Annotated in this window: 11 protein-coding genes and 1 pseudogene; 3 read left to right on the forward strand and 9 right to left on the reverse strand. The window is 61.9% G+C overall.

Features of this window, described 5'->3' with window-relative positions; genetic code table 11:
• Window positions 1-483 (forward strand): LuxR C-terminal-related transcriptional regulator (locus P0D70_RS30210; protein ID WP_408187178.1); only part of this gene is annotated, 483 nt, incomplete at its 5' end.
• 62 nt (window positions 484-545) lie between these two features.
• On the opposite strand, the gene P0D70_RS30215 is transcribed toward P0D70_RS30210, so the two are convergent.
• The 3 genes and pseudogenes from P0D70_RS30215 to P0D70_RS30225 all read right to left on the reverse strand — a co-directional run.
• A complete protein-coding gene (locus P0D70_RS30215; protein WP_408187179.1) occupies window positions 546-1,088 on the reverse strand; it encodes an SRPBCC family protein in 543 nt (180 codons plus the stop codon).
• An 85-nt stretch (window positions 1,089-1,173) separates the two neighbouring features.
• Window positions 1,174-1,962, reverse strand: a complete 789-nt coding sequence (locus P0D70_RS30220) for an aldolase (RefSeq protein WP_408187180.1) — start codon at window positions 1,960-1,962, stop codon at window positions 1,174-1,176.
• A 111-nt stretch (window positions 1,963-2,073) separates the two neighbouring features.
• Window positions 2,074-2,217, reverse strand: a pseudogene (locus P0D70_RS30225) (haloacid dehalogenase type II); the annotation flags it as partial.
• Window positions 2,218-2,412: 195 nt separating this feature from the next.
• On the opposite strand from P0D70_RS30225, the gene P0D70_RS30230 reads away from it, so the two are divergent.
• Both P0D70_RS30230 and P0D70_RS30235 read left to right on the forward strand, forming a co-directional pair.
• Window positions 2,413-2,859, forward strand: coding sequence for a hypothetical protein (locus P0D70_RS30230; RefSeq protein WP_408187181.1), 447 nt, complete (start codon window positions 2,413-2,415; stop codon window positions 2,857-2,859).
• A gap of 184 nt (window positions 2,860-3,043) precedes the next feature.
• Window positions 3,044-3,694 (forward strand): BON domain-containing protein, encoded by a 651-nt coding sequence (locus P0D70_RS30235; protein ID WP_091805926.1) that lies wholly within the window; start codon window positions 3,044-3,046, stop codon window positions 3,692-3,694.
• A gap of 99 nt (window positions 3,695-3,793) precedes the next feature.
• Here the strand turns inward: P0D70_RS30235 and phbB are convergent, their stop codons facing one another.
• The 6 genes from phbB to P0D70_RS30265 form a co-directional block, all read right to left on the reverse strand.
• Window positions 3,794-4,516, reverse strand: a complete 723-nt coding sequence (gene phbB / locus P0D70_RS30240) for an acetoacetyl-CoA reductase (RefSeq protein WP_408187182.1) — start codon at window positions 4,514-4,516, stop codon at window positions 3,794-3,796.
• Window positions 4,517-4,603: 87 nt separating this feature from the next.
• Window positions 4,604-5,365 (reverse strand): enoyl-ACP reductase FabI, encoded by a 762-nt coding sequence (fabI, locus tag P0D70_RS30245; protein ID WP_408187199.1) that lies wholly within the window; start codon window positions 5,363-5,365, stop codon window positions 4,604-4,606.
• Window positions 5,366-5,373: 8 nt separating this feature from the next.
• The gene (locus P0D70_RS30250; RefSeq protein ID WP_408187183.1) at window positions 5,374-6,564 is read right to left on the reverse strand and encodes an acetate/propionate family kinase; all 1,191 of its coding nucleotides are present in this window, start codon (window positions 6,562-6,564) and stop codon (window positions 5,374-5,376) included.
• Window positions 6,561-8,006, reverse strand: coding sequence for a bifunctional enoyl-CoA hydratase/phosphate acetyltransferase (locus tag P0D70_RS30255; RefSeq protein WP_408187184.1), 1,446 nt, complete (start codon window positions 8,004-8,006; stop codon window positions 6,561-6,563). Before P0D70_RS30255 ends, P0D70_RS30250 begins: the two co-directional genes overlap by 4 nt.
• Complete coding sequence (locus P0D70_RS30260) at window positions 7,975-9,765, reverse strand: PHA/PHB synthase family protein (RefSeq protein ID WP_408187185.1); 1,791 nt, start codon at window positions 9,763-9,765, stop codon at window positions 7,975-7,977. Before P0D70_RS30260 ends, P0D70_RS30255 begins: the two co-directional genes overlap by 32 nt.
• A 478-nt stretch (window positions 9,766-10,243) precedes the next feature.
• Window positions 10,244-10,657 carry an acyl-CoA thioesterase gene (locus P0D70_RS30265; RefSeq protein WP_408187186.1) on the reverse strand — a complete coding sequence of 138 codons (414 nt, stop codon included), beginning with the start codon at window positions 10,655-10,657 and terminating at the stop codon, window positions 10,244-10,246.
• Window positions 10,658-10,684 lie beyond the last annotated feature (27 nt).

Here is a 10,684-nt window from a genome sequence, read left to right on the forward strand (position 1 = left end):
ATGTTTCGCGCCACGAGCGAGACCCTGATAGGGCAGTCAGTCCGAATGCTTTACCCCAATCAGGTAGCGTTCGAACGGTTCGGGGCACGCGTGATTCCGGCGCTGAAGAAGTTCGGCCGCATCGCGGAGCCGCGCGCCATGCAGCGTGTCGACGGCGAACTTTTCTGGGTCAACGTGACGGGTGTCAGTGAACACCGGGACGACCCGTATCGCGAGGCGCTGTGGTTCTTCTCGGAGATGGGTGTCGCAACGAGCCTGTCGGGCGGTGCAAGTTCCGCCAACAAGCTGATTGCGGACGCCAAGAATTCAATGACCAGGCGCGAGCGCGATGTGGCGGCACTGCTGATCCAGAACCAGACCGCGAAGGAGATCGGAATCGCGCTGGGAATCAGTCCTCGCACCGTGGAGGTCTTTCGTGGGAAGTTGTTGAAGAAGTTCGACGCGCCCTCGACAAACGCGCTGGTTAAAACACTGCTTGCCTAGCGTATCCGCCGATCGCCGCCGGCCGCGAAACCGCAAGCCGCCACACCCGCCGAGCGAGTCGGCTAATGCTGCGCTGCTTCCAGAAGGCGCTTTAGCTGCGAAACCGCCGTGTCGGACTCCAGTTGAATCCGCGCGCGCAGCACGAGCCAGTTAAGAATCGCGAACCACAACGAAGGCGCGCGATACGTGAATTCACGTTGGAAGCGGGTTCCGCTTCCGCTCGATGTCAGCGAATAGGTGACAGTGCCTGCCGGTCTGCCGTCGATCTTCCCTTCTATCGTCCACTTGCCCGGAGGCTCCCGCGCAATGACTGTCCATACGACGCGGCCGCGCCTGCCCGCTACACGGAAGTCCTCCGTCACCTGCTCGCCCGGATTGAGCGAATGGTCGGCCGAGCCGCTGACCGCGAGCGATGACGGATGCCAGTCCGGCCAGTGAGCCGGGGTCGTGACGTAGTCGAACACGACGTTGGGAGGGCGCTGAATGGACGCAACCGTCACGATATGCGTGTCGAACCCAACCTGCCGAGGCAGTGGGACGACGAGCAACGCGATGACGACGGCCACAGCCAGTATCGCCGTGGCGAACCGTGTACGGGTTTTCATAGCGCTCTGTATTCGACGCGCACGAGAGACATTTATTCTACTGCGGAGCGGCGGATCAACCTGCTGCTGTTTCGTGGAGCAGGACTTACTTGTCGAACGCAATTCCGTACCTGCGTAGTTCCCGCATACCGCTGTCGAGGTGCGCGCGAGCGCTTTCTTTATCGCCAAGACGCATTTGCTCGTAAGCGCGCTGCGCGACATCATGCGGCACGGGCTTGAGTGCCTGATTGGATCCCATCGCTTTGAGCTGCACCTCTGCGGCGCGCTCCAGGTAGTACAGGTCGTCCCATGCTTCCGCGATGCTCGCCCCCGCCACCATCACACCGTGATTCTTGAGGAACAGGATGTCGGCCTCGCCCATCGCGGCGGCGATCCGGTCGCCTTCCGAGTCGTCCAGTGCCAGGCCGTTGTACTGCTCATCGACGGCCGTGCGGCCGTAAAACTTCAACGCCGTCTGCCCGAGCCACCGCAGCGGCGGACCCTCCAGCAGACACAGCGCAGTGGCATTCGGCATATGCGTGTGAAACGCAGCCTTCACGCGTGGCATCAACCGGTGTACCCGCGCATGAATATAGAACGCAGTCGCTTCAGGCTTGCCCTCACCGTCGACAACATGTCCGTCGAAATCGCAAACCAGAAGTCGCGACGCGGTGATTTCGGCGAACGCGTAGCCATACGGATTCACGAAAAACAGATCATCGTGGCCTGGCACAACGGCCGAGAAGTGATTGCAAATCCCTTCCTCCAGGCCATGCCGCGCGGCGAGCTGAAAACAGGCGGCCAGTTCGATACGGGCCTGCATCACTGCGTCTGCATCGAGTCGCACGTTGCGTGACGCCGCCGTGGAGCCGGTGGATAAGAGTGTATGCGCCATGATCGTTGCCCCTGAAATTTACCAACCGGGTGTAGTGAACAGTGTCGGCACCTGATCGAGTGTCGCGAGCGTTGCGTCCCGCGTGTAGTCGGGCAGCAATGAACGCCCCGTTAGTCTTGCCGGGTCGACGTGGCTGCCGTGCTTGCGCCGGAGCATTTCGCCGACGGCGGCCCGCAGGCCTTTATCCCATTGAATCAATGTACCGTAGCAGTCGAAAGTGAGCCATTGTGGGCGGCTGGTGTTCTGAAGTGACATGATGCGCTCGCAAAAAAACGGGTTCAAGTGTGCATAGGTGCTCACTGCGGCTCGTTGATTCAACGATAGGCCGCAGAACGCTCATCCGGACGCCGACGCGCTCTAGTCAGGGATTGATGTACCTCAACTGGAGCAGCTGCTTCGAAAGCTACCCTAAGTTGAGTAGCGCTTCGCGACGAAGCGCCGGAGGGTCCGATGAACTACGCGCTTGAACCTGAACGCACCCGGCATCGACGGTGGATCCGGTCGTTTCAGTTCGTCGCCTTGAGCGCACTGCTCGTGGTCGCTGTAACGTGGACGGGTTCCGTCTATGACCATCCGCTGGACACGGCGGTCATGGCCGGCATGGTGGCGCCCGAGTGTGCCGGGGTGCGCAGCGTTGCGGCCGGTTCACTGTTGCCGGCAAGGCAGCCGGACGACGATATCTGCCGATCTTTCTTCCTGTATCGAACGACATCGGCCGACGCGACAGATAACACGCGCGCGTACATCACATCGATCGGGCAGGATCGTACCGACGAATTCACGCAGTTGATCGGCTACGTATCCCTTTTGTCGCTGATGGCGGTAGATGCAGCGCTTGCGTTGACGTTGGGGTTTCGCGCCATGCATGCCCGCTATCGGCATGCTCAACGGCGCTAGAGAAGTGTCATGGTAATGCGCGCGGCTGGATCTCCAGGACGCGGGCCGTATGTCCATTCAAAGGTGGCGTGAGGAGCCTGCTATCCCACCCTTTGAAGGCGACGAACCATGGAAACGAACTATTGCGAGCGGCATCATGAATTGCAAGTGGCAGATGAGCACATGGAACTGACAGGAGAGCGCAATGAAAACGGACAAGCAGTTGGAGGCAGAAGTTGCAGACGAGTTGGCGTGGGATCCTGCGGTGTCGCTAGCTGACATCGACGTCGAGGTGAAAGACCGGGTTGTCACGCTGTCCGGCCATCCCACGAGCTATGCGGAAAAGCTGGCCGCCGAGAAGGCGGCAAAACGCGTGGCGGGCGTGAAAGCGGTGACGGTCAGAATGGATATCCGCCTGCCGCACGGAGATGAAAGAACGGACGAGGACATTGCGAACGCTGTCCGGTCGATCCTGAAGTGGACCGTGGGCGTATCGGATGTCCACGTGCAGGTTCAGGTCGACAATGGATGGGTAACATTGCGAGGCAAGCTCGAGCGGGCCTATCAGCGTCATCTCGCCACGCGCATGATCAACCCTATGCGTGGTGTGACGGGGGTTTCGAATCTCATCGCTGTGCACGAGAATCCGGCGGGTGACGATATTGCTGACAGTATCCGCAAAGCGCTCGTTCGGCATGTCGAGCGCGAAGCGAATCGCATCGGCGTCAGCGTGAGTGACGGCACGGTCACGCTGACCGGAAAGGTCGGCTCCTATGCCGAGCGATCGATCGCGCGCGGAGCGGCGTGGGCGGCACCCGGCGTGCACGCGGTCAACGACGAATTGACGATCGGATAGCCATACCGTTTGCAACGAAGCGGGCGCATCGCGGAGAAGGAGATCCGGCGATGCGTCCGCAGCGGCAGTTGTCCTGCCAATGCGACAGCATCGCAACTCTCACGCCATATATTTGCCACCGTTGATCGACAGCGTGGCGCCATTGATGAAAGCAGCGTCATCGGCAACAAGGAAGAGGACGCCGCGCGCGATTTCATCCGACGTTGCCAGTCGTCCCGCGGGCACGCCGCTGACAATCGCTTTGAGAATGTCATCCGGCACACCATGCACCATGCCCGTATCGGTATAGCCTGGGGCAATCACGTTAGCGGTAATGCCGCGCGATGCGCCTTCGAGCGCGAGCGACTTGGTGAAACCGATAAGCCCTGCTTTGGCGGCGCCATAGTTGGTCTGGCCGAATTGCCCGGAAAGCGCATTGACCGAACTGATATTCACGATCCGCCCAAAGCGGCGCTCACGCATGCTTTCTATGACGGCCCGGCATGTGTTGAAACAACCGCCCAGATCCACGTCGATCACACTACGCCATTGCTCCAGCGTCATTTTGTGCAGCGTGCTGTCACGGGTGATGCCGGCATTGTTCACGAGCACGTCGATCGGCCCCGATTGCGCGACGACCTTGGCAATCGCTTGCTGAGTGTCATCAAAGTCGGCCACGTTCCAGCCGAACACGGGAATGCCCGTTTCCTTATAAAACGCATCGGCTTCGGCATCGTTTCCGAAGTAGTTGGCAATCACCGAATAGCCGGCGCTCTTCAACTGTCGCGCGGTTGCCGCGCCGATTCCACTTACTCCGCCGGTAATCAGTGCCGTTCTTGTCATCGCATGCTCCTTTTGGAAAGCTTGTATGTAGTGAGAGCCGTGTGAGGCCCATGATCTGGATGAGCACCGTTTACGGGCTCGATCGGCTCACGCGGTGACATGAAAGCCCGCGTCGGCGTAAATAGTGGATCCAGTCAGCGTCATGCCCGCCTCGCTCGCGAGCACGGCTGCAATCCGGCCGATCTCGTCGATCGTGACGAGATGCTGCGCGGGCGTATGCGTGCGGACGTCGTCGAGCAACGCATCGAAATGGTCGATGCCGGACGCGGCGCGAGTTTTGACCGCGCCGGCTGAAATGGCGTGGACGTGGACACGACGCTCCGCCAGTTCGACAGCAAGATAGCGCACGCTCGATTCGAGCGCGGCCTTGACAGGCCCCATCACGTTGTAATGATCGACCGCGCGTTCGGCGCCTAAAAAGCTTACGGTCATCAGGCTGCCGCCATCGGGCATTAATGGGAGCGCAAGTCTCGTCATGCGGATAAACGAATGGCAAGACACGTCCATCGCGAGTGCGAAACCTTCGGCCGAACAGTCGACGAGGCTCGCGTGCAGGTCGTCGGCGGGGGCGAAGGCGATTGAATGGAGCACGAAGTCGAGCCGTCCCCACTCTTTCGCGATCCGTTCGAAAACGGCTTCCAGCTGGCCCGCAACGCGCACGTCGCATGGCATCACGAGAGTTGAATGAAGCGCCTCGGCAACCGGGCGGACGAACGGTTCGGCCTTGTCGTTCAGATAAGTGACCGCCAGTTCCGCACCGGCTGCTCGAAACAGCTTCGCACAGCCCGCGGCGATGCTGTGCTCGTTCGCGATGCCGACAACCAGCCCCCGCTTGCCGGAAAGATCGATGATGGAATTCATGATTTCATTGCCTCGCGATGTAGTACCGCAATAGCCTCGTTGGCGATGATCTGCTCTTCATCGGTCGGCAGCACTAGGACCGTGATCTGGCTGCGGGCGCTGCTGATCACACGCGCATTGCTGTCGTTCGCATCGCGATCGAGTTCGACGCCCAGCCACGCGAGGCGCTCGCATACGGCAAGTCGCACTTCGGGTTGATGCTCGCCGATCCCGGCTGTGAAGACCAGACTCTCCAGGCCGCCGAGTGTGGTGGCAAGCCGCGCGACCTCGCCCGCAATACGAAAAGCGAACAGATCGAGCGCTTCGCGGGCTTCCGGGCGGTGGCTTGCCTGCAGTTCGCGGCTGTCCGCACTGATGCCGGATACACCGAGCAGGCCGGACTGCTCATACAGCATATGCTCGACCTCGCTGACGCTGAGACCCTGTTCGAGCAGGTGAAGCACGACGCCGGCGTCGAGCGCACCACATCGCGTCGCCATGGGAATGCCGTCGAGTGTCGAGAAACCCATGCTCGAATCGCGACTTGCGCCGGCCTCGAATGCGCACAGGCTTGCGCCGCTGCCCAGGTGCGCGGCGATGACCTTGCCGCGTGCGAGTGGCGGGAACTGAAGTTCGAGCTGGCCGCGAATGAATTGATATGACAGACCGTGAAAGCCGTAGCGCTTGATGCCTTTGTCGAAGAGTCCGCGTGGAATCGCGAAACGTTGGACGAGAGCCGACTGCGTGCGATGAAATGCCGTGTCGAACGACGCGGCCTGCAGCAGATGAGGCCGCAGGTGCCGAATCGCTTTGATCAACCGGACGCTCTGAGGCTGATGCAACGGCGCAAGCGGGACCAGCGCGGTAATGGCCTCCAGCGTTTCGTCTGTAATGGCGACGGGACCGGCGAAGCGATCGCCGCCATGCACGACGCGATGACCGACTGAAACGAGATCGTCGAGCGAAAAGTGCGTGGCGAACCAGCCGAGCGTTTCGTCGAGCACGTCGTGCAGATCGTCGGTGACGGCGGATTGCAGTGCGATGTCCGTCGTCTTGCCGTCGTTCACGAGATGCAACTGCAACGGTTGGTGCCGGAAGTCGATCATGCCCTGGCCGATTCTCACGGCTTCACCGGCGACCACGCGGAACAACCCGATCTTGACCGTCGAAGAGCCGGGGTTGAATGTGAGGAGCAGTGGGGCGTTCATGATTCGAGCAGATCGCCAAGGCTGCTTTCGGCGACGAGCCTCGCCAGCGCGACCGATGCGAGGCGCACCCGCAGGCTATCGGCGCGGCTCGTCAGGATAATCGGCAGTCGCGCGCCGACAATGAGCCCTGCGGCGTCGGCTCCGGCGAAATAGACTAGCTGCTTCGCCAGCATATTGCCCGCCTCGAGATCCGGAACCAGCAGGATGTCCGCCTGACCGGCCACCGGCGAGTGAACCCCTTTCGTCTGCGCCGCGGCAAGGCTGATCGCGTTGTCAAAGGCGAGCGGGCCGTCGACAAGCGCACCGGTTATCTGGCCGCGTGCGGCCATCACGGTAAGCGCCGCCGCGTCGAGCGTGGTCGGCATTGCCGGATTAACGGTTTCAACCGCGGCGAGCACGGCGACCCGCGGCTGCTCGATGCCCAGAACATGCAGCAGGTCGATCGCGTTCTGGCAGATATCGCGCTTTTGCGCGAGGGTCGGCGAGATATTGACCGCCGCGTCGGTAACGATCAGCGGCTTGGAGTAAGCGGGGATGTCCATGGCATAGACATGGCTGATCCGTCGGCCGGTCCGCAGGCCCGATCCGGCGGCGACGACCGCCGAGAGCAGTTCATCGGTATGCAGGCTGCCTTTCATCAATGCGGCAACCTTGCCGGCTGCGCCCAACTCGACGGCGCGAGCGGCGGCGGCGTGACTATGCGCCACCGCTTCGATCGTGATGCCGTCGAGACTCACGTTGGCGGCCTCGGCGGCGGCGCGGATCTTCGCTTCGGGTCCGATGAGTAGGGGATCGAGCAAGCCTGCGTCACGCGCCTCAAGGACTGCCTGAATGACGTCCGGTGAACACGGGTGCACGACGGCTGTGCGCAGTGCGGTATGGGTGCGCGCTTCACGAATGAACGCCTCGTAACGGTCGTGGCGGCGCACGGACACTTCAGGCTGCGGGGAGGGATGCCAGACAATCGGGGTAGACGGCGCAATCACCGTGGCCGTGCCGAGCAGGACAATGTCGCCCTTCTGGTTCGTGCAGCGCGTGTCGAGCAGCACGATCCGCTTGTCGGGGCGCTTTTCCTTTACCGTCACCGTGGCGGTGATCGTGTCGCCCGGCGTGACCGGATGGCGAAACTGCAGGTCCTGATCCAGATAGATGGTGCCAGGGCCCGGCAGCCGCGTGCCGAGCAGCGCGGAGATCAGCGCGCCGGTCCACATGCCGTGCACGACGATATGGCCGAACATGTCGCTCGACGCGAAGGTCGCGTCGGTGTGCGCGGGATTGACGTCGCCCGACACGGCGGCGAACAGATCGATGTCGAGCTGCCCCGCTGTCCGCACGAGCGAGGCGGATTCACCAATCGCCAGTTCGTCGAAGGTACGGTTATGCAACTGAAGATCGTTCACGAGTGCCCCCTCAGTGCTGGAAAACGTAGGTGCCTGGCGCATCCGCAAGCGCGTGCGCGCCCGGCTCGGTGCCGATGGCCGGCGGCGCGACCCGCTCGGGACTCGATCGGGCCTTGAGCCAGTCGGACCAGACGGGCCACCACGAGCCTTCCTGTTGGGTGGCGGCGGCCATCCATTCGTCGGGGCTCACGAGCAGATCGTCGGCGGCGGTCTCCTTGATTCTGAATTGCCGGTGCGGGTGGCCCGGTTCGCTGACAATCCCGGCGTTATGACCGCCGCTCGTCAGCACGAAGGTGATTGCCGTGTCGGCAAGATCGTGAATCTTGTAGACCGATCGCCACGGCGCGATATGATCGCGTTCGGTGCCCACCACGAACATCGGCGCCCGGATGTTGCGAATCGAGATCGGGCGCGCGTCGACCTGATATCGGCCGGAGGCGAGGTCGTTGTCGAGGAAAAGTTGACGCAGATATTCCGAGTGCATCCGGTACGGCATGCGGGTGGCGTCCGCGTTCCAGGCCATCAGATCGATCATCGGGGCGCGCTCGCCCAGCAGGTAATCGTGCACGATGCGCGACCAGATCAGATCGTTCGATTGCAGGAGCTGGAACGCACCGGCCATTTGACGGGCATCGAGATAGCCTTGCGACCACATCATGCTTTCGAGGAAATAGACTTCGCTGTCGTCGATGAAGAGTTGCAATTCGCCCGGCTCGGTGAAATCCGTTTGCGCCGCGAACAGCGTGACCGATGCCAGCCGATGATCGCCCGAGCCTGCCATTGCTGCCGCAGCAATCGACAGCAGCGTGCCGCCGAGGCAATAGCCGGTTGCGTGGATCTTGTGATCCGGGACGATCTTCGAGACGGTGTCGAGCGCGGCCATGACACCGAGTTGCCGGTAATCCTCGAGACTGAGGTCGCGGTCGTCGGCGTCGACGTTGCGCCACGAAATGCAGAATACGGTGTGTCCCTGTCCGACCAGATAACGGATCAGCGAGTTTTGCGGCGACAGGTCCAGGATGTAGTACTTCATGATCCAGGCGGGGACGATCAGCACAGGTTCGGCGATCACCTCGTCAGTCGTGGGGCTGTACTGAATCAGTTCGATCAGGTGATTGCGAAACACGACCTTGCCCGGCGTGACGGCCAGATTGACGCCCACCTTGAACTGCTCCAGTCCGGCAGGCGGCATGCCGCTCGCCTGGCGCGTGGCGTCTTCGAGTGCGTTGCCCGCACCTTGAACCAGGCTCAGGCCCGCTGTCGACATAGCGCGCTGGAATACCTCCGGGTTGGTGAGCGGAAAGTTGGTAGGCGCCAGCATATCGAGCAACTGTCGCGCGACGAACGACACGACGTCTTCATGGTGACGCGTGGTACCGGGCACTTCGCGCGTTGCGGTATTCCACCATTGCTCGGCGAGCAGGAATGTCTGTTGCCACAGCCGGTAGGGTTCGGTCTGCCACACGTCGGCACGAAAGCGATCGTCTTTCGGCGACGGCTCCGCCGGCAAGGGAGCGTATGCGCCGGAAGAGACATGGGCGCAATAGTCGGCGAGACGCCGTGTGTTCAATACCCAAAGCGACGCGAGTTCCAGTTGCTTGCCGGGTGCCGCCGCGAGATGGATAAGCCAGTCGGAGAATGCCGCGCCCAACGCGGCCGGCGACAGGCCCGCCGTCAATCGCGCGATCATCGCCTCTTTGGCGTGATCCAGTTCCCGGAAGGGCGCGGCTGAAGCGGAGGCGGCGGATCTGTCGGGCAGTGTGTGATTGCCTGCGGGAGCCAACCTGGAGCGAGTGTCCATCTGAATTCCTTTTGATTGCCCTGTGCGCACGGCGACATGGCCGAACGAACTGACGACAGCGGGATAGCTATGACGGAAGAGCCGCGCCGGGGCGACTTGTGTCGGTGACAGCAGCAATTGCTGGCACGACGACATCGCGGGCGGACGGAGCGTTTTATGCTCCATGATTGTGCGGCGCAACAAGTGTCGTGAATGTGACTTTAGCGGCGCTCTAAGCGTCGCTCTTGATCTGGGTCAAGAGACACCCGGTCGGCGGTTTGCCGCGCAAGGTGCAGGTGAGCGGTCGTTTTTAGATGTGACCTGCTGCCTTGATTTCAGTCACGTTGGCACGATGCCAAACGCGTCGGGCGTGACAATTCAATGTTGTCGGCGAGCTGGGGGCCGTAAGGAGCGGCCCGCTACAGTTAGCCGATGGGAACCGGCAAGGCCACGTATAGGGACGGCGTGGCAGAAGGTGCGGAAACGGCCTCAAACAGCGTCAAACGGCTTCAATGGGCGGCAAGGGGCGTGGCTTTCGCGCCGAGTCGGTAGCGACAAAGGTCAGCGTGGCCTCCGTCACCTTGACGACGTCCGCGGCCATGCCCATGCGCTGCGCGAACACTTCCACGTTGACGGTGATCGACGTACGTCCCTCGCGGACGATATTCGCGTAGAAGCTCAGCAGGTCGCCGATAAAAACGGGCTGCCTGAACGTGAACGAATTGACGGCGATGGTGACGACGCGTCCGTTCGCGCGCCGGCTGGCGGGAATCGATCCGGCGATATCGACGTGTGACATGATCCAGCCGCCGAACACATCGCCGTGTACATTGGCACTCGACGGTTGGGGCACGACGCGCAGCACGGGCATTGCGCCGGCGGAAAGGCGTTCTGATGACGAAGAGTCGGGCATGATGGTCCGGTGTCGTAGGTAGGCCGG

The organism is Paraburkholderia sp. RL17-381-BIF-C, assembly GCF_046026435.1.
Lineage (GTDB): Bacteria > Pseudomonadota > Gammaproteobacteria > Burkholderiales > Burkholderiaceae > Paraburkholderia.